Source organism: Xanthomonas hydrangeae, assembly GCF_032697525.1.
Taxonomy (GTDB): domain Bacteria; phylum Pseudomonadota; class Gammaproteobacteria; order Xanthomonadales; family Xanthomonadaceae; genus Xanthomonas; species Xanthomonas hydrangeae.
This window is the reverse complement of record NZ_CP103836.1, coordinates 544,512-567,101: the sequence shown is the minus strand read 5'-3', so window position 1 is coordinate 567,101 and position 22,590 is coordinate 544,512. Positions and strand designations below refer to the sequence as shown.

Below are 22,590 nucleotides of genomic sequence, written 5' to 3'. Positions count from 1 at the left end.
GACATTCTGAATGACCTATCTCGCACATCCCGATCGCTACGACCGCCTCGCCTACCGCCGTGTCGGCCGCAGCGGCCTTGTCCTGCCTGCGCTGTCGCTGGGCCTGTGGCACAACTTCGGCGACAGCACGCCGATCGACACGCAGCGCGCCTTGCTGCGCACCGCCTTCGATCTGGGCATCACCCATTTCGATCTGGCCAACAACTACGGCCCGCCGTATGGCAGCGCGGAAATCAACTTCGGCCGCCTGCTGCGCGAGGATTTCAAGCCGTATCGCGACGAATTGATCATTTCCACCAAGGCCGGTTGGGACATGTGGCCAGGCCCGTACGGGCAGGGCGGCAGTTCGCGCAAATACCTGTTGTCCAGCCTGGATCAGAGCCTGCAGCGGCTGGGCGTGGACTACGTGGATATCTTCTACTCGCACCGCTTCGATGCGGACACGCCGCTGGAAGAGACCGCTGGCGCATTGGCCAGCGCGGTACAGCAGGGCAAGGCTTTGTACGTGGGCGTGTCGTCGTACTCGGCGGCGCGCACGCGCGAGATCGCTGCCTTGCTGCGCGAGTGGAAGGTGCCGCTGCTGATCCACCAGCCGGCCTACAACCTGTTCAATCGCTGGGCCGAGCAGGAGTTGTTCGATGCCACGGACGAGGTGGGTGCCGGCGTGATCGCGTTCACCCCGTTGGCGCAGGGCTTGTTGACTGGCAAATACCTCAATGGCGTGCCCAGCGATGCGCGGGTGAATCGTCCGGGCGGGCAGTCGCTGCGGCCGGAACATCTGTCCGAGGACAACCTGCAGCGCGCACGCGGGCTGGATGCGATCGCACAGCGGCGTGGGCAGAGTCTGGCGCAGTTGGCGTTGGCCTGGGTGCTGCGCGATCCACGCGTGAGCTCGGCCTTGCTGGGTGCCAGCCGCCCGGAGCAGTTGATCGAAAACGTGGCGGCCTTGCAGTCGCCTGCGTTCAGTGTCGAAGAGTTGGCCGAGATCGATCGATTTGCAGTCGAGGGTGGCGTCAACCTCTGGGAAAAACCGTCCACCGATTGGCAATGAGGAGGATTCCGATGCGCTACCGCGTTGTGTTTGTTGCGTTGCTGTTGTCGAGCATCGCGTGGCTGCAACCCGCATGGGCGGCCGAGCCGGCGCAGTTGCGTATCGGCTATCAAAAAGCGGTGTCGAGCCTGGTGCTGGCCAAGCAGCATCGTTTGCTGGAACAACGCTTCCCGCGCACCAAGATCAGCTGGATCGAGTTTCCGGCCGGCCCGCAATTGCTGGAAGCCTTGAACGTGGGCAGCATCGACCTGGGCGGTGCCGGCGATATTCCGCCATTGTTTGCGCAGGCCGCCGGTGCCGATCTGGTGTACGTGGGCTGGGTGCCAGCCACGCCCAAGGCCGAGACCATTCTGGTGCCGGCCAGGAGCACGCTGCGCACGGTGGCCGATCTCAAAGGCAAGCGGGTGGCGTTTCAGAAAGGCTCCAGCGCGCACAACCTGCTGCTGCGCTTGTTGGCCAAGTCGGGTCTGAGCATGCGCGACATCACGCCGCTGTATCTGTCGCCGGCCAATGCACGCGCAGCCTTCGCTGCAGGGCAGGTGGATGCCTGGGCGATCTGGGACCCGTGGTATTCGGCCTTGACGCTGGATGGCAGTGCGCGCCTGCTCGCCAACGGCGAAGGGCTTGGATTGACCGGCGGCTTCTTTCTGTCTTCGCGGCGCTATGCCAGCGCTTGGGGCCCGTTCGTGCAGCAGGTGATGGGGCAGCTCAATCAAGCCGACGGACTATTGGAGCGCGATCGCGCCGGCAGCATTCGCGTGCTGGCGCAGGTGAGCGGGCTGTCGCCTGCGGTGGTCGAGCGCACGCTGGCCCATCGCCCGCCGGCCAGCGTGCAGCCGCTCAGCGCCGAGGTCATCAAGGCGCAGCAGGCAACCGCCAATCTGTTCTACGCACAGCGCCTGTTGCCCAAGCGGGTGCTGGTGGCGCCGGCGGTGTGGCACGCGCCAGCGGTTGCCGTTGCATCGCCGGCGGGCAAACAGGCGGCGGGCAAGTGATGCGCGGGACCAGAGATGCAAACGCAAGCGGGATCGGGAATGGGTGCAGGGCCCGCGCAAACGTGCACATGCGCGCTGTTGTTGCGATGCGTCGCCACATCATCAAGGTTCCGCAATGAGTACCCGCTCGCGTCGTTTGGGCAATCTACTAGTGCCTTGGCTATTGCCATTGGCCTTGTTGGTGGCCTGGCAGGTCGCCGCCTCCGGTGGCTGGTTGCCGCAGCGCATTCTTCCTGCGCCGGACGCGGTGCTGCGTGCGGCTGTCACGCTGGTGCAAAGCGGCGAGTTGTGGCAACACCTGGCGATCAGCAGCTGGCGTGCGGCGGTAGGCCTGGCCATCGGCGGCAGCATTGGCTTTGCGTTGGGCCTGCTCACCGGTGTGTCGCGCGTGGCCGAGCGCCTGCTCGACAGCGCCTTGCAGATGCTACGCAACGTGCCGCATCTGGCGCTGATTCCGCTGGTGATCCTGTGGTTCGGCATCGACGAGGGCGCCAAGTTGTTTCTGGTGGCGCTGGGCACGTTCTTCCCGATCTATCTCAATACCTATCACGGTATCCGCAGCGTGGACCCGGCACTGATCGAGATGGCGCGCAATTACGGCTTGCGTGGCCCGGAGCTGTTTGTCGATGTGTTGTTGCCGGGTGCGTTGCCGTCGATTCTGGTCGGGTTGCGCTTTGCACTGGGTTTGATGTGGCTGACCTTGATCGTGGCCGAGACGATTTCCGCAAGTTCCGGCATCGGCTATCTGGCGACGAACGCGCGCGAATTTCTGCAGACCGATATCGTGGTGGTGGCCATCTTGCTGTACGCATTGCTCGGCAAGCTGGCCGATCTGGCTGCACGTGGGTTGGAAGCCTGGTGGTTGGGCTGGCATCCGGCGCAGCAACAGCGTGCGGAGCTGCGCCGATGAGCGCGGTCGAGACCGGCCTGCCGCTGACCTTGCACTGGATCGGCAAGCGTTATGGCGATGTCGAGGTGTTGCGCGGCATCGATCTGGACATCGCGCCCGGCGCCAGCGTGGCGATTGTCGGGCGCAGCGGCTGCGGCAAGAGCACCTTGCTGCGCGTGATCGCCGGGCTGGAAGCGGCCGATACCGGCACGGTCGCTAGCGGGCACGCGTCGTTGTCTGCGCAGAGCGACGCGGTGCGGCTGATGTTTCAGGATGCGCGGCTGCTGCCGTGGAAGCGGGTGATCGACAACGTGGCGCTCGGTCTGGGCCGTGCCGGGCGTGCCCAGGCGCAGGCCGCACTCGACGCGGTGGGGTTGGGCGCACGCGGCGGCGATTGGCCGGCAACGTTGTCGGGCGGTCAACGCCAGCGCGTGGCCCTGGCGCGTGCGCTGGTACATCGGCCGCGGCTGTTGTTGCTGGACGAACCGCTGGGCGCACTGGATGCGTTGACGCGTATCGAGATGCAGCAGCTGATCGTGCAGCTGTGGCGGCAGTACGGGTTCACTTTGGTGCTGGTCACCCACGACGTGGCCGAGGCAAGCGCGCTGGCCGATCGCATCGTGCTGATCGAGCACGGCCAGGTTGGCTTGGATCTGGCGGTGCCGGTACCGCATCCGCGCGCACCAGGTGCACCGGCCTTGGCGGCAATCCAGGCGCAGGTGTTGTCGCGTTTGCTGGGGACGGCGCAGCTGCAGGCGCCAGCGGCCAAGGAGAACGCCGAGGACGCCAAGGATGTCGATGCGCGGCAGGGCGCTGCGACGCACGCCACTGTGCCACTGCGGCGGATCGTCTAGCAGGGTGGTCGTCGGCCCGAGTCTGTCTAAGCCAACGCCTATGCCAATGCGCAAGGCAAACCCGTTTCTCCAACATCGTGCAGCCCCACGCCGAGCAGCGTGAGCCGGGCTTGATGGCCCTCATCTGCACTTGCCGCACCCGCTAAACCTTGAAACCCCGCACAGCAGCCGCATCTGCACGGTATCGCCGGAGACACCGGCCACCAGTTCAGAGGATTTTCCCATGCGGATGGACAAGCTCACCTCGCGGTTCCAGCAGGCGCTGGCCGACGCGCAGTCGCTGGCCGTTGGCCGCGACCACAACATCATCGAGCCGGTACACGTGCTGGCCGCGTTGCTCGATCAGAGTGGCGGCAGCACGCGTCCGCTGCTGTCCCAGGCCGGCGTCAATGTGCCGCTGCTGCGCGAGCGGCTGGGCGAGGCGCTGGATACGCTGCCCAAGGTGTCGGGTCAGGAAGGCAACCTGTCGATCGGCAACGATCTCAACCGCCTGCTCAACCAGACCGACAAACTGGCCCAGCAACATGGCGATGCCTTCATCGCCAGCGAGTGGTTCGTGCTGGCCGCGGCCGACGATGCCAGCCCGCTGGGCGTGGCCTTGCGTGCTGCTGGAGGCGACAAGAAAAAGATCGAGGTTGCCATCGACAAGCTGCGCGGCGGCGAAACCGTGCAATCGGAAAACGCCGAGGAACAGCGCCAGGCGCTGGAGAAATACACCATCGACCTGACTGCACGCGCGGAGAGCGGCAAGCTCGATCCGGTGATCGGCCGCGACGAAGAAATCCGCCGCACCATTCAAGTGTTGCAGCGGCGCACCAAGAACAACCCGGTGCTGATCGGCGAACCCGGCGTGGGCAAGACCGCCATTGTCGAGGGCCTGGCCCAGCGCATCATCAATGGCGAAGTGCCCGAAGGCCTGCGCGGCAAGCGCGTGCTGTCGCTGGACATGGGCGCGCTGATCGCCGGTGCCAAATTCCGCGGCGAGTTCGAAGAACGGCTGAAGGCGGTGCTCAGCGATCTGTCCAAGAACGAAGGCCAGATCATCCTGTTCATCGACGAATTGCACACCATGGTCGGCGCCGGCAAGGCCGATGGCGCGATGGACGCCGGCAACATGCTCAAGCCGGCGCTGGCGCGCGGCGAGCTGCATTGCATCGGTGCCACCACGCTGGACGAATACCGCAAGTACATCGAAAAAGACGCGGCGCTGGAGCGGCGTTTCCAGAAAGTGTTCGTGGGCGAACCGACGGTGGAAGACACCATCGCGATCCTGCGCGGCTTGAAGGAACGCTACGCGGTGCATCACGGCGTGGAGATCACCGACCCGGCGATCGTCGCCGCCGCCACCTTGTCCAACCGCTACATCACCGACCGCCAGTTGCCGGACAAGGCCATCGATCTGATGGACGAGGCGGCATCGCGCATCCGCATGGAGATCGACTCCAAGCCGGAGGAGCTCGATCGCCTGGAGCGCCGCCTGATCCAGCTCAAGATCCAGCGCGAGATGCTGAAGAAGGAAAAGGACGACGCCTCGCGTCAGCGCCTGGCCGATCTGGAAACCGATATCGACAAGCTCGAGCGCGAGTTCTACGACCTCAACGAGTTGTGGAAATCCGAGAAGGCCGCGCTGCAGGGCACCACCAAGGTCAAGGAGCAGATCGAGCACGCCAAGCTGGAGCTGGAGGCCGCGCAACGGCGCCAGGACTACGCCAAGATGAGCGAGATCCAGTACGGCGTCTTGCCGCAGCTGGAAAAGCAGATGGCGCTGGCCAACGAGGTTGAACATCACGACTTCAAGCTGGTGCAGGACCGTGTCACCGCCGAGGAAATCGCCGAGGTGGTGTCGCGCTGGACCGGCATTCCGGTCAACAAGATGCTTGAAGGCGAGCGCGACAAATTGTTGCGCATGGAAGACGAACTGCACCAGCGTGTGGTCGGTCAGAACGAGGCGATCAAGGTGGTCTCCGATGCGGTGCGTCGCTCGCGCGCGGGCCTGTCCGACCCCAATCGCCCGAGTGGCTCGTTCCTGTTCCTGGGACCGACCGGCGTGGGCAAGACCGAGTTGTGCAAGGCGCTGGCAGACTTCCTCTTCGACAGCACCGAGGCGATGATCCGCATCGACATGAGCGAGTTCATGGAGAAGCATTCGGTCTCGCGGCTGATCGGCGCGCCTCCGGGCTATGTGGGCTACGAAGAAGGCGGCTATCTCACCGAGGCGGTGCGTCGGCGCCCGTATTCGCTGATCCTGCTGGACGAAGTGGAAAAGGCGCATGCCGATGTCTTCAACATCCTGCTGCAGGTGCTCGACGATGGCCGCCTGACCGATGGCCAGGGCCGCACGGTGGACTTCCGCAACACCGTGATCGTGATGACCTCCAACCTGGGCTCGCACCAGATCCAGGAGCTGTCCGGCGACGGCAGCGCCGAGGCCTATACGCAGATGAAGGCGGCGGTGATGGGCGTGGTGCAGGCGCATTTCCGTCCGGAGTTCATCAACCGGCTGGACGACATCGTGGTGTTCCATCCGTTGGATAAGGCGCAGATCAAGTCGATCGCGCGCATCCAGTTGCATGGGCTGGAGAAGCGCTTGTCCGAGCGCGGCCTCAAACTGGATCTGGACGATGCCGCGCTGGAATTGCTGGGCAATGTCGGTTTCGATCCGGTGTATGGCGCGCGCCCGCTCAAGCGTGCGATCCAGTCGCAGGTGGAGAATCCGCTGGCCCAGCAGATCCTCTCCGGGCATTACCTCAGCGGCGACACCGTGCGCGTGCGCGTCGAGGGTGGGCGTCTGGCATTTACCAAGGGCTGATGTTTGGGGTACTTGTGTGCCGCATCGGTAGCCAAGGTTGAAAGACAACCAACGGGCACTGCGCAGGCAGTGCCCGTTCGCATGATGTAGATGGCGCATGCGGCGCATCGTTGCGCTCACAACACGGCGGCATAAGCTCATTACCGCTCGTCTGCAATCGCGCGCGCCGGCCCGGCTATGGTCGGCACTCCGTCCGAGAGCGAGCCGCGCCATGACCGATCCGCAGTGGAAGCCCGAAACCATCGCCGTGCACGGCGGCTACACGCCCGACCCGACCACGCGTGCAGTGGCGGTGCCGATCTACCAGACCGTCGCCTACGCGTTCGACGATACCCAGCACGGCGCGGATCTGTTCGACCTCAAGGTGCAGGGCAATATCTACAGCCGCATCATGAATCCGACCAACGATGTGCTGGAGCAACGCGTGGCTGCGCTGGAAGGCGGTATCGGCGCGTTGGCGCTGGCGTCGGGGCAGGCCGCGGTGACCTATGCGATCCAGACCATTGCCGAGGCTGGCGACAATATCGTCTCCTCCAGTGCGTTGTATGGCGGCACCTACAATCTGTTCGCGCATACGTTTCCGCAGTTCGGCATCAGCACGCGCTTCGCCGATTATCGCGATCCGCAGGCCTTCGCGGGATTGATCGACGAACGTACCAAAGCCGTGTTCGTCGAGTCGATCGGCAATCCGCGCGGCAACATCACCGATATCGAGGCCGTGGCCGCGGTGGCGCATGCGCATGGGGTGCCGTTGATCGTAGACAACACCGTGGCCACGCCGTCGTTGTTGCGGCCGATCGAGTTCGGCGCCGACATCGTGGTGCATTCGCTGACCAAGTATCTGGGTGGCCATGGCAACAGCATCGGCGGGGCGATCGTGGATAGCGGGCGCTTCCCCTGGGCCGCGCACAAACAGCGGTTTCCGCGTCTCAACGAGCCGGATGTGAGCTATCACGGCGTGGTCTATACCGAAGCGTTGGGTGATGCTGCTTACATCGGTCGTGCGCGCGTGGTGCCATTGCGCAACACCGGTGCGGCGTTGTCGCCGTTCAATGCGTTTTTGATCCTGCAAGGCATCGAAACGCTGCCACTGCGGATGGAGCGCATCAACGCGAATACGCTGGCGATTGCGAATTATCTGCAAGGGCACGCGCGGGTTGCGTGGGTCAACTATGCCGCGCTGCCGGATCATCCCGAGCATGGGTTGGCGCAGAAGTATCTGGGCGGTCATGGCTCGGGTGTGTTGACCTTCGGGCTGCCCGGCGGGCGTACGGCCGGTGCGCGGTTTCTGGATGCGCTGCAGTTGTTCACGCGGCTGGTGAACATCGGCGATGCGAAGTCGCTGGCGACGCATCCGGCGTCCACCACGCATCGGCAGTTGGGCCCGGCGGAACTGGAACATGCCGGGGTAAGCGAAGACACCGTGCGGTTGTCGATCGGCATCGAACACATCGACGATCTACTGGCGGATCTGGAGCAGGCGCTGCAAGGCGCGTGAGGTTATGAGTTGGAATAGGCGAAGGGACGAGCTAGCCCTCTCCGGCTGGCATTGCGGGGCACTAAGGCTCGACTTGCGCGCCACCGGCGCGCGTGTCTTGGTGCGCCCGCGCTGCTGGCGCGGGCTGGGGCGCGGAGCGGGGTTGGCGTGAGGGTATGGCGAAGCACGATGCCTGCGCCGGTACTAGCTTCGGTAAGGGGCGGCAGCGTGGCCGGGGATCGGCTCCTCGGCTCGGTCAGACATCCTGTCTGACTCGCCGCGCGGCACATCCGTGTGCCGCTCTCCGCCAATCCCCGGCCACGCTGCCGCCTCGGTACGTCGCCTCCATGACCAAGAAATCTTGAACAAGCCAATGAAGCGTGGTTTGAAGCCCCTCTCCCGCTGGGAGAGGGGTTGGGGTGAGGGTACGGGGGAGAAGCCCACTCGTATGTGCGAGATGAAGCCCGGTGGCGGACATGTGGGCAACCCCAGCACGCTGCTTCCATACATGGCATGAGGCTTCGCCCCGTGCCCTCATCCGCCCCTTCGGGGCACCTTCTCCCAATGGGAGAAGGACAGCTTTAGCCCCTCTCCGTCGGGAGAGGGGTTGGGGTGAGGGTACGGTTGACCAAATATTTCTCAGTAGCCGCACTCTCATCCGGCGTTGCGCGCCACCTTCGCCGGGCGGGAGAAGGGATTGGGGATACACCATCAAGGTGCGTGGCGAGGCGCTGCGCTTGGCTGGTTGCCGCTGACTGCGGAGGCGCCCCCGACAATCCTGCTACCATGCGCGCCCCTGAGGTGACCGCCGGAGTTCCGGTGGTTTAAACGGGAATCCGGTGCGCGCATCGCCTTGGCGAGCTGCAATTCCGGAGCTGCCCCCGCAACGGTGGGCGAGGTCAGATGCCGCATTACGCCACTGTGCAGTCGCATGGGAAGGCGCGGCATCGGGGGCGCAAGCTTCCACTCGCGAGCCCGGAGACCGGCCTTGAGGAATTGACCCGGCACGCGGTGGGCGTGGCCTTGATCGTCTGGCGCTGCGGCGTCGGGCGCCTGGCCCGTTGCTGCCTGCCGCCCCATTGCCCCCGCGCGGGTATGCGCGGTTCCAGGAGCAGCAATCGATGTCCGTTTCTTCCGTTTCGTCGCGCCGTGCGGTGCTGGCCATCTGCGTCGCGCTTGGTGTGGCCGATGCCGCCCATGCCGAAGCCGCCATCGATCTCGACCAGGTCGTGGTCACTGCTTCGCGTACCGCGCAGACCCAGGACCAGACGCTGGCGCCGGTCACCGTGATCGACCGTGCGCAGATCGAGCGTCGCCAGGTGAACTCGCTGCAGGATCTGCTGCGTGGCGAAGCCGGCGTGTCGCTGGCCAATAACGGTGGCCCGGGTAAGCCGACCTCGCTGTTCCTGCGCGGCACCGAGTCCGACCAGGTGGTGGTGCTGATCGACGGCGTGCGCATCGGTTCGGCCACCTCGGGCGGCGCGGCGCTGCAGGACCTGCCGATCGAGCAGATCGAGCGCATCGAAATCGTGCGTGGCCCGTTCTCCAGTCTCTACGGCTCCGAAGCGCTGGGCGGTGTCATCCAGATCTTTACCCGCCGCCCGCAGGGCAGCTTCGTGCCCACCTTCAGCGCGGCGGCCGGCAGCGACAACGCGCGTCGTTACAGCGCGGGCGTGGCCGGGCGCAGTCAGGGCGATCTGAGCGAGCGCGGCGGCTGGTATTCGGCCAACGCGGTGCATGACGAAACCGATGGCATCAACGCCTATCTGGACACCAGCTCCAGCGACTACGATCCGGATCGCGATGGCTATCGCAACGATTCGCTGAGCGTGCAGGGCGGCTGGCGCTTCAATCGCCAGTGGGATGCGGACGTGCATGCCTTGCGCGCGCAGAGCCGCAACGAATACGACGGCTCGGCCTTCGGCGGCAACTTGTCCAAGGGCGTGCAGCAGGCAGTCGGTGGCCGTGTGCGTTACGCACCCGCCGATGCGCTCAAGCTCACTGCCAGCATCGGCAGTAGTTCCGATTTGAGCGATGCGTATTACGACGGTGCGTATCTATCCACCTACGACACCCGCCGCAAGCAAGGTTCGTTGCAGGCCGATATCGATGCCGGCGCTGGCCTGCTGACGGTCGGCTTCGACTGGCAGCGCGATGCCATCGCCAGCAGCGACAATTACAATGCCGACAGCCGTATCGACCGCGCCGCATTCGCGCAATGGCAGCAGAGCTTCGGCACGCAGTCGCTGCAGGCCAGCCTGCGTCGCAACGACAACAGCCAGTTCGGCGGCAAGACCACCGGCAGCCTACTGTGGGGCTGGGATTTCGCCGAGCATCTGCGCCTGACCGCCAGCTACGGCACCGCGTTCAAGGCACCGACCTTCAACGAGTTGTATTACCCCGATTTCGGCAATCCGTTACTGGGGCCGGAGACCTCCAAGAGCGCCGAGCTCGGTCTGCGCGGCAACTACGACTGGGGCACCTGGACGCTGAGCGCGTTCCAGACCCGCATCGACGATTTGATTGCCTACGACGCGTCGTTGGTGGATGCGGCGCATCCGTTCGGGCAGCCGAACAATATCGACCGGGCGCGCATCCGCGGTGTGGAAGCCGGTTACGACACCGAGCTGGCTGGCTGGACCGTGCGCAGCGCGTTGACCTGGTTGCAGCCGGAAGCCGATGGCGGCGTCAATCAAGGCAACTGGTTGCCGCGGCGCGCGCGGCAGAGCGGCCGTATCGATGCGGACCGCAGCTTCGGTGTGTTCGGCGTCGGTGCCAGCCTGTTCGGCTCCGGCAAGCGTTACGACGATCTGGCCAACACCGAGCGCCTGGCCGGTTACGGTCTGCTGGATCTGCGCGTGAGTTATGCAGTGAATGCGGATTGGAAGGTGGCGCTCACTGCCAACAATGTGTTCGATCGCCAGTATGAAACCGCGCGCTGGTACGCGCAGCCGGGGCGCAATTATCTGCTGACGCTGCGTTATCAAGCAGCGCAGTAAGCGCGGCGATCACACCGGCCGTGCTCACCGTCGGGCGAGCCACACTGCAGCCGCACAAGCCATTGCATCGCGTGCACGGGCGGCTTGCATCGAACGACGCGGCGGTGAGCGGCTACGCGATCCACTGCGGCATCAGTACGGGCGCCGCGTTGACGAGGCCATCGCTGCAACTGGACGACGGCCGCGCCATTGGACGAAGAGATGCGCGCCTGCATCGCGCATCATCGCAGCCAACGCCCGCCGCACTGGCAGCACGTGGAAGAACCCATCGCGCTGGCTGCCAGCTTGCAGGCACTGGCCGCGCCCGACCGCTGGGTGCTGGTGGATTGCTTCACGCTGTGGCTGAGCAACCTGCTGGGCGATCCGGATGCCGGCGTATTCGTGCGCGAGCGTGATGCCTTGCTCGGCATCCTGCCGCAGTTGCCGGGGCAGATCGAGCTGGTCGGCAACGCGGCCAGGCAGGGCATCGTGCCGTTGGGTGAACCGACGCGCCGGTTTGTGGACGAGGCCGGTCTGCTGCATCAGGCATTGGCGGTACAGTGCGAGCGCGTGGTGTTCGTCGTGGCCGGCTTGCCGATGGTGCTGAAAGGAGACGCGGTGTGAGTATCGATTGGATCCAGGGTGCCTGTGCGGTGCCGGATGCACGTGTGCGGGCAGCGGCGCTGGCCCGGCAGGGACAACTGACCAAGCCGCCTGGCGCGCTGGGTCGGCTGGAGCACCTGGCCGTGCAACTGGCGGCCTGGCAGCGCACTGAATCCCCCACCGTGCAGCGGATCTGGATTGCCGTGTATGCCGCCGACCACGGCGTCGCGGCCGAGGGCGTGTCTGCGTTTCCGCAGGCGGTCACCGGCGAGATGGTGCGCAATTTCGCCCGCGGCGGTGCCGCCATTGCAGTGCTGGCGCGCGAGCTCGGCGCACGCCTGGAAGTGGTGAATCTGGGTGTGGTCAACGACCCGGGCGAGTTGCCGCGTGTGCGCCGTGCCTGGATCGCGCCGTCCAGCGCCAACATCTGCGAGCAGCCGGCGATGACATCCACCCAGTTGCGCGATGCCCTTGCCGCAGGCGCCGAAAGCATTGCGCAGGCAAGGAGTTGCGATACGCAGCTGTTTGTCGGCGGCGAAATGGGCATCGGCAACACCACTGCTGCCGCCGCGCTTGGCTGCGCGCTGCTCTCGCAGTTTCCGCAGGCCATGGCCGGCGCCGGTACCGGGCTGGATGCCGAAGGCATCGCGCACAAGGCGAACGTGATCACTCGCGCGCTGGCCCTGCATGCCGATGCCTCCACGCCGCTGGAGCGACTGCGTCGGCTAGGCGGTTTCGAGATTGCTGCCCTGGTCGGTGCCTATATCGCGGCCGCGCAGGCCGGTATTCCGGTGCTGGTCGATGGCTTCATCAGTACGGCCGCCGCGTTGGTCGCCACCCATCTCAATGGCGGCGTGCGCGAATGGCTGTTGTTCGGGCACCGCTCGCAGGAGCGCGGCCATGCCGCGTTGCTGCGCGCGCTGGATGCCGAACCCTTGCTGCAATTGGACCTGCGCCTGGGCGAAGCCAGCGGCGCAGCCGTCGCCATTCCGCTGTTGCGTCACGCTTGCGCACTGCACAACGGCATGGCCACCTTCGCCGAAGCCGGCGTGTCCGACGGCTGAGTGCGCAGATCAGCGTGTTGCGACACGGCGATACCGGCCAGCGCAGCTATCGCGGCCAGCTCGACAGCCCGCTTACCGCGTTGGGCTGGCAGCAGCTGCGCACGCCTACCGCCGGCGTCTGGGAAGTAGTGGTCGCCCCCACGCTGTAGCGCTGCGCCTCGTTCGCCATCGAATTGGCAAACGCGCTGTGCGAAGGCTGGCTGCAGCGCAGCCGATTGCGTCGCCGTCACTGCGCAAGATCGGGACCGCGCGTCACGCCGATCTGCGCGATGCTGGGGCCGCCAACAAGGAATCGTCCATGCCAGCAGCCTCCCTCAGTTTCAATCGGCAACGCAGCGTCGAGCGCGTTGTGGCCCATCTGCAGGCCAGCATTCGCGCTGGCGAGCCGCTGCCGGATCTGGCTGCACTGGCGGCGGTGGCGCAGCAATCGCCGCATCATTTCCACCGGGTCTATCGCGCGCTGGCGGGCGAAACCCTGGGGCAGACCATCGCGCGGCTGCGTCTGAGTTATGCGCTGCATCTGTTGGGTGAGCAGGCAAGCTCGGTGACCGAGGTGGCGCTGACGGTGGGCTATCAGACCCCGCAGGCGCTGGCACGCGCGTTCCGTGCCGTGTTGCAGGCCAGCCCGAGCAGGCTGCGCAATACACCGTCGCTGCGGGCACAGAAACTGCAGCAACTGGCCGCGCCCTCCATGCCGTCGCAGCTGTCCGGCGCGCCGTTGCAGGTGATGGTGCAAGTGCTCGATCCGCTGCAAGTGGTGGTGCTACGCCAGCGCGGCGCGTTCGACGATCTGGACCGTGGTTTCGGCCGCATCGCCGCCTGGGCCGAGCGGGTCGGTGCGATCGAGCAGCTGCAGTCACTGATCGGCCTGCCGCTCAGCGGCCACCGCGATGTGCCGGCCCAGCAGCACCTGTTCGAATGCGGCATGGCCTTCGACGCCGCACTGTCGCCGCCGGCGCCGTTGCACCTGCGCCAGCTCGACGGTGGCGCGCACGCGGTGCTGCGTCATGTAGGGTCGTATGCAGGTATCGAAGACGCGCTCGACCGCGTGTTCGCGCAGTGGCTACCCGACAGCGGCTACGCGCTACGCGATGCGCCGCTGCATTACCTTTACCTGGACGACCCGGAAACAGTGGCAGAGGGCGAGCTGCGTGCAGACATCCGGGTACCGGTGCAAACGCATGCAGAGGCTGACGAAGATTGTTGAATCGTTCGATAGCGTTGTAACAAGTACATCTGAGTGATATGCCGGGTTGAAGGCATAATGGCACTGCTTACCTACTGCTTACCTACTGCTTACCTACTGCTTTCTGTTGGCGCAGTGGCGTGTGCTGAGCCAGGTGACTTGGCGCTAATCGAATGTTGTATGCCGAGTTCGTGGATTTTATTTCGCATTTGGGTGCGGTAGCGCAGTATGGAATATGCAGACATGAATTCCGTGTTCTCAAAGTTGGCGCTGATCACGAGCGGCCAATTGTGAGTGGCTTATCGGGTTTCCTGCTGGAAGATCATCGCCATGCCCGCCCTTCGGTTGCTCCAAACTCGACATAGTGATCATTGGCATCGACCCCTGCTGCAGCGACGTCGGGGTTCAATCGATAGTAGCGGGCTGCACAAAAGTCCTCGGGTAATTTGCGGAAACGCTCGCCACTTGCAGGATAAGACGCTCGCCGATCAAGTTGGGACATCGCGTCGTTGCGGCCAAGGCGCACCAGGAATTCGTTGTCACGGCGGGGTGTAATATCCAATAAATGGAGTTGAATTAGGTCCGCGGCAACTACAGTGCGCATAAGATTACAAAAAGACTCAGGAGTAAACGTCCAGCAGTGCACGTCGAAGTATTCGCCACTTGCCAGAACATGGCGAGCAATATCTAAAGCACGTCTTGGCGATCGGCTAAGGCGCATCTCCTCCAGGCCAGGATGATGATTCCAACTAATGGCGCCATCGACGCTCACTTCATTGCTTAGTGCATCAAATATTCTTGACGGTGAAGGGCGTGGGTGGCCGATTAGTGCTGCCTCAACCCATTCGCCAGCTGTGCTTAGCGTTCTTAGTGCATCAAAGCACTGGCGATGGTCCGGAATTGCTAATGCCGCCCACCCGCCGTCCTCAAGAAGGTCGTGGATATCATTCAGCCACCCGACTGGATTTGGAACGTGTTCGATCACGTGCGATGCAATGAAGTAACGAAAGCGGTGCTCGCCGACTGCCTCTAGCAGGCCACTTGCTCCGATAACGAAATCGATTTCAGGGATGCTCTGCGGGTTGACGCCGCCATGTGCGCTGTACTTATTGATCAAGCCAACCCGGTCCAAATGGTCTGCGTACTGAATTGCATGACTGGTATGTGACACGATCGGTCGATCGAGTGGTCCGATTTCCAAGCCTCTGTCCTCGGGCTCGATTTCCTGAGTCAACCATGCTGCACGGTCCATAGAGCTTCCTGCATCTGACGGTACGAAGATCTTATCCTCAAATTGAAGATTACCGTTCGATCGTGAAAAAGCAGGCTTCCCAATAGTCCAGGTTGGTTGAGGAAGAAATGCCCTGTCTTCGTGCTGGCTTGAGAGTTTTTACATGAGCCTTGACTGTTGTCTTTAGCAACTGGCCTGCTCTGTGTTCTAAGTCTTCGCCTCTCGCGGACTGAGCGATAAATCAGTTAATGCTGGCAAAAACACCATCTGCGGCGGTGGATGCATCAGGAACTGCTGGTGCGAAATATTCCACGCATACGCGCCAGCCAGCGGGAAGGCCAGGCAGTCGCCCGGCGCCAGTGCCGCGATAGGCTGGTCGCGCGCCAGCACGTCCTTGGGCGTGCACAGCTGCCCGACCAGCGTCACCGGCATGTCGCGCAGCACGGGCGCGCGTGCGCCACGCAACACATGGAACGGGTGATCGTGGCCTTGCGCGGCGGGGGTGCGGAAGTGATGGGTGCCGCCGCGGGCGATCGCAAACCAGGCGCCGTGGCTGCGCTTGAGGTCCAGCACTTCCATCAGATACCAGCCGCAGCTGGCACTGACATAGCGCCCCGGCTCCAACCGCAGACGCAGTGCGTCGCCATGTTCGCTTAGCAACGCGGGCAAGCCGGCGCAGAAGCCGGCCCAATCGAACGAGCATTCCGGCGCCAGATAATCCACACCGAAGCCACCGCCTGCATTCACCCGCAACGGGCCGAGCCCGTAGCGTTGCCGCCACTGCTGCACGGTGTGCAGATAGGCGGCGATCAGGTGCAGCTGCGCGCCGGCATCGCGCTGGTGCGACATCAGATGGAAATGGAAGCCTTCCAGCCGCAGCGAGGGGCTTGCACGCAGCCGATGGATCGCCGCATCCAGATCGTCCGGGTCTAGGCCGAACGGCGAGGGCTGCCCGCCCATCATCAGACGCGTGCTCTGCGCGCCGGGCACGGCGATGTTCATGCGCAGGAACACCGGCACGCAGCGGCCGGCCTGCGCTGCAGTGGCGGCCAGGCGTTCCAGCTCGCCAAGGCTTTCCACATGTACGGTGCAGTCGGGCAGCGCGGCGGCCTGGGCAAGTTCGCTATCGAGCTTGCCGGGTCCGCCGAACAACAACGCGGCCTGCGGTTGTTGCCGATGCAGCCAGGCCAGTTCGCCACCGGAGGCCGCCTCGAAGCCATCCATGTGCGGGGCGAGCGTGCGCAGGATCGGCGGCTCCGCATTGGCTTTTGCCGCATAGAACAGCTCGCACTCGGCCGGCAATTGCGCGCGCATCCATGCCGCATGCGCGTGCAGTGCGGCCAGGTCGTAGACGTAGGCGCAGATCGGGCCATCGCTGTGTTCGCGCAGGTGCGGCAACGCCTCCATCACTGCGGCGGTATCGATGCGCAGGCTCATGCCGCCACCTGGCGCGCGGTCGCGACGTGTGGAATGGGATTGGGCAGCGCGGTGTAATCGGACTGACGATCCGCGCGTTGCCACAGCCGCGTGCCCAGATTGTTCTTGCCGGGCAGCGGCGCGCCGTCGATCAGGCCCTGCAGCGCGGCGTGCGCGCCATGACGTTGCTGCCAGCGTGCGGCGATCTCGCCGACGCAGTGCCACAGGCGCGCTTCGAGCACGTCATCGCCTTCGGTGAGGTGGAAGATCGCCTCGGCCAGATTGTTGACCAGCGCGCAATACGCCACACGATTCCAGCCCTGTTCCGGCGTGTAGTACAGCGATTGCCGTGCGCGCTCGCCCACGCCCTGCAAACGCGTGGCGGGCCAGTGGTGTGCGAGCAGCTTGGTGCCTTCCAGATCGCGGATCCATACCCGTGTCGGCCAGCCATCGGCAAAACCGATCACGGTATTTTGCAGGTGCGGTTCCAACGCGATGCCGTGCTGGAACAAGGCACTCCACACACCATCCAGCAACAAGCCGGCATAGGCACGGAACCACAGCAACGTGGCGGTGTGGCGATCCATCTGCGCGCTGCCCAAGGCCTGCAAGCGTGCCGCACACACGCTGTTGCCCTGCGCATCGCAGGTGAACAACGCGGCAGCCACCTGCGGCTGCCAACGCGCACGTTGCGCGGCAGGAAGGGTCTGCCGATACAGGATGCCGAAGCTCTCGGACAAGCCACGCGCTGCCAGCGGGTCGGCGGCGTGCAGCGCAGGGTCGAGCTGCGCGATCTCCAGCGATGTGGCCGCAGGCTCCAGCATCACATCGAAGCCGGGTACCTGCACCGCCAATGCACGCCAGCTCGGTGCCAGCAGTTCGGTGAGGGCGACCGCGCTTTCCAGCTCGTACCAGGCGTTCTTGCGCACGCAGTTGGTCAGCCGCACATGTACCGAACACTTGAGGAAATAATCCAGTCCCGGGTGATAGAGCGTGCGCACCGAGGAGGTTGGCCGCAGTGCATCGCCCAGCATGCCGACCGGCTCGATCACGCCGCGCGCCTGCAAGGTGCGCAGCAGCGGGTCGTCGAGCAGCCGCTGCGCTTCCCACGGATGGCAGGGATACAGATCCTCGCTGCCGGACAGCTGCTGCAAGGTTGCACGTACATCGCGGCCCTGCATGCGCAAGAGTCGTGGGTCGATGCGGAACCAGAACAGCTGGAACGCCGCACGCGTTTCCGGCGCGCAGGCCAGCACTTGCGCAAGATCGATGCCTTCGCGACTCTTAGGAGTGGGATGCAAGGCATGCCCCCACAGCATCGATTGCTCGGCATCGATCATCGCCTCACCGGTCGGCAAGGTGCCTTGTGCCTGTCGCAACAACGCAGCAGTGATCGCCACGCTGTTGGCGCTTTGCGCGAGCAGTTCCGGATTGACCGCCTGCGTGCTGCCCAGCGACTGCAGCAGGCAGCGCGCCAAGGCATGCGCATCCAGGCTCTGCCACGGTTGGCCGGCGCTCTTGAGAAACGGCGTGGAGGCGAAGCGGCAGCGGCCCAGGCGATCGGCATAGGCAATGCGCACGCACAGCGCGCCGGTGTCGCCCAGAGCGATGCGCAGCCAGCGCTGCTCGGCCACGCGCGGGCCTGGGCGATCCAGCCCGCGATAATCGAAGTCCACTGCGCGCTGCGGAATCGCGAATTCGCGCAGGTAGCAGTTCAACCAGCAGGTGCAGGCCTGCGCGTCGGCCATGCTGTCGTACCAGGGGTCATGCATCGTGTGCGGCGACATCGGCGGATCTCCTCGAAGGGAAGCGCACCAGAACGGTGAGCGCAGCGGCCGCCGCAGCCAGCGCGGCAGCCAGGAAAGGGGTTGCAGGACCGGCCGCCTGGGCCAGCGCGCCGGCAGCGGCACCGGCGAACACGCCAGCCCATTTGCCGCAGGCATCGAAGCGACCGAACAAGCGCCCGGCGCCGTGTCCGCTGGCGACCATCGCCAGGCTGCGGTTGAGCCCACGCAGGCCGAACAACATGCCGAACCCGAACAGCACGCGCGCAACTGCCAGCGCGATGGGGTCGTGCAACAGCGCCTGCCACACGCAGGCCACGGCGAACAGCACCAGGCCGGGCACCAGCCACGCCTCGCCATCGCCGCGACGCCACCACGGCAGCACCACCAGATAGACCAGATGCGGCAGGCTGTAGAGCAGGCCGGCCAGCGCGTCGTGGCCGGCGCCGCGCGCCAGCGCATACGGGATGAAGTAGGGGAAGGTCACCACCATCGCGAAGCAGAACAGGAATTGCGCGATCATCAGTGCAGGCCACAGTGCGCTGGCCGTGGTGGTTGCCTGTGGTGAGGCCGACTGCGCCGACCCAGCTGCGTGCCTGGAGGGCATCGACTTCGCAGTGGAAGCTGTCGGCGGCACCGCAGGCCGATCGGCCGGCAAACGCCAGGTCAGCGCGAACGCCAGCAGCGGCAACAGCGCGAGCGCGCGATACAGCGACTGCGCCGGGCCCAGCGCCAATGCCAGGCCCAACAACGCAGGCGCGCTGACCATCGCCAGGCGCGCCGAATACTGCGTCCAGTCCAGCGCACGCGCCAACGGTCCGGCCTGCGGCTGGCTGGCAAGATAGGCATTGGCCGCCGCCAGCGAGCCGCCGCAGGTGCCTTGCACAATCAGCCCGAGTACCAGCCAGGTCAGCGACGGCGCGAAGCCGGCGATCGCAAAGCCCACTGCGAGCCCCAGTTGCGCACGTAATAGCGATCGCTTGCGTCCATAGCGATCGGCCAGGCGTCCCCAGGTACTTGCCGTCAACGCCGTACACAGCGTCGGTAGCACGTACAGCACACCGCTCCAGCCAATCGCTGCCGACGGCGCCAGTTCGGCCAATACCTGCGGCAGAAACAACGGCATGCCCAACGCGGTAAAGGCGGCCAGGTAGTGCGCCGCCAGCACCGGGCCCAGCACACGCTTCATCGCTGAGCGCCCGCTTGCCGACGCAGCGTGTGTTGCGCGCCAGCGAATGCCTCGCCGAAGGGATTGGGCGCGCTATCGCCGTAGAACTTGTTGATGTCGCTCGCACCGGTGAGCTGTTTGCTGAGCAGGCTGCCGGCGCTGAGCAGGTACTTCACCGGCAGCCGCGGCGCGGCCAGCAGGCGGCGCGCGGGGCTGGTGTCGATGCCATCGACGTCCAGTTGCGCCAGCGTCAGGGCGAACTGCGTCTGCAGCTGCGTGTACAGCGGCGCACGCAGCGCGGGCTGCCATTCGGCCAGACCTTCCAGCACCGCCTGCAGATCCAGTTGCAGCACGATGGTGCAGAACATCTGCGCCAGGGCGTGCGGGTCGTCCACCGCGATACGCGCATCGTGCAGCGTGCCCAACGCATCCAGGTCCTGCAGCTGCGCGCGCAACTGCGGCAGCGCGACGCGCGCGGCGTCGTTGTCCTTCATCAACAGCCGCGTCGCCTGGCCATCGGCGTAGACCAGCACACTGTTCTGCTGGTTGGCTTCCAGTGCGATGCCGTAGCGCAGCCACAGGCGCAGATGGATGGCGAGCAGCAGCTCCGTGTAATCGCGCCACCAGCGCAAGACATCGCCCTGCATGAATCGCTCGGCCAGATGGATCGCCATCGGCCGGCCATCCGGCAACAGCGCGCATAGCGCAGCAACCGGCACCAGCGTAGCGTCGCCCAGCGGCGGATAACGCCGCAGCAGATAGGCCAGATGACGCGTCTCACCCGCATGCCCGCCATGCGATTCGTCCACGAACACGCAGCGGCCGCGCAGTGCGGGATCCAGCGCATCGATGCGGCGCAATGCACGTTCCAGCCAGTGGCCGTCGTACAGCGTGGAGGGCTTGATCAAACGCAGATTGAGCGCGCCCAGCGTGCGCATCGGGATCGGCAACTTGAGATGCAGCTGCGGATGCAGCAGCGGCACCAGCGTGCGCACCGACAGGGTAGGGCGCACCTCCAGCCAGGCCTGCGGTGCACGCAAGCTGCCTGCAGGCAGCGCGAAGCCGTCCTGCTCCAGCCGCGCCCACACCAGCGGATGCACCGGCCAGGCGATGTGCGTATCGGCCAGCTCGGGCGGCAGACCCAGCGTGGCGAAGTCCGGCCACAGCTCGGCCGGTAACGCGCTGGTACAGGTGACCTGCGCACGCGGAATCGCCAGCCAGCGCAGCGCGAAGGTAGGCGCGAATTCCGGTGCGTAATCGCGCAGTTCCGAGGCATCCAGCCCGGCCTTGGCGCGTGCGGTCGGGTAGAACGGATGATCGCGATAGCTCGCCAACTGATCGCAGCGATACGCACGCTCGGCCGCATCTGCATGCTGCAGCGCGTTGAGTAGCGCAGGTGCCTGTGCATCAAAGGCCTGGCGCGCCAGGCCGAGGTGGGCAGCGGCGCATTCTGCTTCTTCGGCATAGGCGCGATGCAACTGCTGCGTGCCCATGTCGAGCTGGGCGCTCATGCGTTGCAGCCAGGCCTGCGCACCGCGTTCCACATGCGCACCGTCAGCATTTTGCACAATCCAGCTATCGCCACAGGCGCTGATGTCCTGCAGATAGCCCTGCCGATGGATCGGCAACCACAGCGTGCCATCGGGCAGATGCGCGATGCGCCACCAGCCTTCCACCGGGCTGGGGTCGGTCCATATCGCCAGCAGCGTTGCATCGGGCGTTGCGGCGCTGCCACGGGTGGCGATCCCGCGCAGGTCTTCGCGCAGGCAGGCATCGATGATGCGGCTGGCGATATAGCGTTGGTCGGCGGCACTGCTCATGCGCGCAGCTCCGCGCCATCGATCCGCCACTGCAGCCCCGCTTCGGCATGCACCACCGCCTGTTGCAGCGCCTGTGCATCGCTGGCCAGCGCGCTCAGCACACCCAGGTAATCCTTGTTGGAATGGCTCAGCCGGATGCGTTCGCCCGGCGCGCGCATGCGCCGGTACTGCACATCGCTGTGCGCGGTGTGATGGCGGCGGTCTTCGCTGGCGGCCACCAACTCGCCGTCCTGCTCGGCGACGTAGTAACGCAGCAAGGCATGTGCGCGATCGCTGCGCAGTTGCGGCAGCGGCAGGCCCAGATGCGGCGCCAGCGCGGCGTTGAACCACTGCTTGCCGAACATGCTGTCGAGCAGGAATTCGCGGCGGTCGCCGATGCTGCGGTAGTTGATCTCCACCAGCACCGGGCCGTTGGCGGTAAGAATGAATTCGCTATGGCACAGCCCGAAACCCACGCCAAAAGCGCGCAGTTGTTCCAGCGCCTGCGCAATCACCGGCGTGTCCACGCGTGCATCCCACTGCGCTTCGCATTCCACGAAATGCGGCGGCGGCGACAAGCGCACCTTGAAGCCGCCCAGCGCCTGCAGCGTGTGGCCGTCGCCCAGCGTTTCCAGCGTAAATAGCGCCCCTTCCAGCATGCCCTCCAGCAACACGGTGCGCTGCGGATGGCGTTGCCACACATCGTCCAGATAGGCCTGCAGTTGCACGGCATCGGCGCAGTGGCGCACGTCCAGGCTGGCGACGCCTTCGCGCGGCTTGGCGACCACCGGCCACGCAATCTCGGCCGGCAACGCTGCGCCCGGCGCCAGCGTGCAGAACCACGGCGATGGCAGTCCGCGCGCACGTAAACGCTGACGCATCGCCGCCTTGTTCTTGGCCGCGTAGCACACCTGCCAATCCTTGCCCGGCAGGCCCAGACCGGCGGCAACCAGCGCGGTGCTGGTCTGCAGATGATCGCTGTTGCTGAACACTGCGCGCGGCGACACATCGGCGTCGTGCAGCACATCCAGCACGCCGATCGGATTGAACACATCGCATTCGATCACCCGCTGCGGTGCGTGTGCCGGGTGCTCGCGGAAATGGCTGAGGTGATCGAGTCGGTGATCGGTCAGCAGCCACACCGGCAGGTCCAGCGCGTGCGCGGCAGGCAGAAAGCCTTCGGTGATGGCCGGATGGCAGACATGGGTGAGGATCACCAACGGTGCAGCGGATGTCGCAGTCATGGCAGCTCTCGTTCAACAGGACGGTGGAAAAACCGGTATCGA

General features: G+C 65.2%; 15 protein-coding genes, 3 pseudogenes and 1 riboswitch. Of the genes and pseudogenes, 12 read left to right on the top strand and 6 right to left on the bottom strand.

Annotated elements, in window-relative coordinates; translation table 11 throughout:
* Positions 1–10 precede the first annotated feature (10 nt).
* From mgrA to NYR97_RS02250, 12 genes and pseudogenes are all read left to right on the top strand, one after another.
* Positions 11–1,051, top strand: coding sequence for an L-glyceraldehyde 3-phosphate reductase (gene mgrA, locus NYR97_RS02305; protein WP_316696479.1), 1,041 nt, complete (start codon positions 11–13; stop codon positions 1,049–1,051).
* Between the two features lie 11 nt (positions 1,052–1,062).
* Positions 1,063–2,046 (top strand): aliphatic sulfonate ABC transporter substrate-binding protein, encoded by a 984-nt coding sequence (locus tag NYR97_RS02300; RefSeq protein ID WP_316696477.1) that lies wholly within the window; start codon positions 1,063–1,065, stop codon positions 2,044–2,046.
* A gap of 115 nt (positions 2,047–2,161) precedes the next feature.
* Positions 2,162–2,956 carry an aliphatic sulfonate ABC transporter permease SsuC gene (gene ssuC, locus NYR97_RS02295; protein ID WP_316696475.1) on the top strand — a complete coding sequence of 265 codons (795 nt, stop codon included), beginning with the start codon at positions 2,162–2,164 and terminating at the stop codon, positions 2,954–2,956.
* The gene (locus NYR97_RS02290; protein WP_316696473.1) at positions 2,953–3,789 is read left to right on the top strand and encodes an ATP-binding cassette domain-containing protein; all 837 of its coding nucleotides are present in this window, start codon (positions 2,953–2,955) and stop codon (positions 3,787–3,789) included. Before ssuC ends, NYR97_RS02290 begins: the two co-directional genes overlap by 4 nt.
* Before the next feature lie 223 nt (positions 3,790–4,012).
* Positions 4,013–6,598 carry an ATP-dependent chaperone ClpB gene (clpB, locus tag NYR97_RS02285; protein WP_205394018.1) on the top strand — a complete coding sequence of 862 codons (2,586 nt, stop codon included), beginning with the start codon at positions 4,013–4,015 and terminating at the stop codon, positions 6,596–6,598.
* A 211-nt stretch (positions 6,599–6,809) separates the two neighbouring features.
* Positions 6,810–8,096, top strand: coding sequence for an O-acetylhomoserine aminocarboxypropyltransferase/cysteine synthase family protein (locus NYR97_RS02280; RefSeq protein WP_316696471.1), 1,287 nt, complete (start codon positions 6,810–6,812; stop codon positions 8,094–8,096).
* A 761-nt stretch (positions 8,097–8,857) separates the two neighbouring features.
* A riboswitch (cobalamin riboswitch) is annotated at positions 8,858–9,080 on the top strand.
* Between the two features lie 56 nt (positions 9,081–9,136).
* Positions 9,137–11,074, top strand: coding sequence for a TonB-dependent vitamin B12 receptor (btuB, locus tag NYR97_RS02275; protein ID WP_316696469.1), 1,938 nt, complete (start codon positions 9,137–9,139; stop codon positions 11,072–11,074).
* Positions 11,075–11,109: 35 nt separating this feature from the next.
* A pseudogene (locus tag NYR97_RS02270) lies at positions 11,110–11,268 on the top strand (cobyric acid synthase); the annotation flags it as partial.
* Positions 11,252–11,677: pseudogene (locus NYR97_RS02265) on the top strand (bifunctional adenosylcobinamide kinase/adenosylcobinamide-phosphate guanylyltransferase); the annotation flags it as partial. The pseudogenes NYR97_RS02270 and NYR97_RS02265, both read left to right, overlap by 17 nt.
* The gene (gene cobT / locus NYR97_RS02260; protein WP_316696468.1) at positions 11,674–12,720 is read left to right on the top strand and encodes a nicotinate-nucleotide--dimethylbenzimidazole phosphoribosyltransferase; all 1,047 of its coding nucleotides are present in this window, start codon (positions 11,674–11,676) and stop codon (positions 12,718–12,720) included. The pseudogene NYR97_RS02265 and the gene cobT, both read left to right, overlap by 4 nt.
* Positions 12,717–12,959, top strand: a pseudogene (locus NYR97_RS22355) (histidine phosphatase family protein); the annotation flags it as partial. The gene cobT and the pseudogene NYR97_RS22355, both read left to right, overlap by 4 nt.
* A gap of 59 nt (positions 12,960–13,018) precedes the next feature.
* Entirely contained in the window at positions 13,019–13,927 is a 909-nt protein-coding gene (locus tag NYR97_RS02250; protein ID WP_316696466.1) for an AraC family transcriptional regulator, read from the top strand.
* A gap of 301 nt (positions 13,928–14,228) precedes the next feature.
* On the opposite strand, the gene NYR97_RS02245 is transcribed toward NYR97_RS02250, so the two are convergent.
* From NYR97_RS02245 to NYR97_RS02220, 6 genes are all read right to left on the bottom strand, one after another.
* A complete protein-coding gene (locus NYR97_RS02245) occupies positions 14,229–15,158 on the bottom strand; it encodes a methyltransferase domain-containing protein (protein ID WP_205394023.1) in 930 nt (309 codons plus the stop codon).
* A gap of 186 nt (positions 15,159–15,344) precedes the next feature.
* Positions 15,345–16,574: a type III PLP-dependent enzyme gene (locus tag NYR97_RS02240; protein WP_316696464.1), complete on the bottom strand. Its 1,230-nt coding sequence runs from the start codon at positions 16,572–16,574 to the stop codon at positions 15,345–15,347.
* Positions 16,571–18,340 (bottom strand): IucA/IucC family protein, encoded by a 1,770-nt coding sequence (locus NYR97_RS02235; protein WP_316696462.1) that lies wholly within the window; start codon positions 18,338–18,340, stop codon positions 16,571–16,573. Before NYR97_RS02235 ends, NYR97_RS02240 begins: the two co-directional genes overlap by 4 nt.
* Positions 18,318–19,526 carry an MFS transporter gene (locus NYR97_RS02230; RefSeq protein ID WP_316696461.1) on the bottom strand — a complete coding sequence of 403 codons (1,209 nt, stop codon included), beginning with the start codon at positions 19,524–19,526 and terminating at the stop codon, positions 18,318–18,320. Before NYR97_RS02230 ends, NYR97_RS02235 begins: the two co-directional genes overlap by 23 nt.
* Complete coding sequence (locus NYR97_RS02225) at positions 19,523–21,325, bottom strand: IucA/IucC family protein (RefSeq protein ID WP_316696458.1); 1,803 nt, start codon at positions 21,323–21,325, stop codon at positions 19,523–19,525. Before NYR97_RS02225 ends, NYR97_RS02230 begins: the two co-directional genes overlap by 4 nt.
* A complete protein-coding gene (locus tag NYR97_RS02220) occupies positions 21,322–22,548 on the bottom strand; it encodes an ATP-grasp domain-containing protein (RefSeq protein ID WP_316696456.1) in 1,227 nt (408 codons plus the stop codon). Before NYR97_RS02220 ends, NYR97_RS02225 begins: the two co-directional genes overlap by 4 nt.
* Positions 22,549–22,590 lie beyond the last annotated feature (42 nt).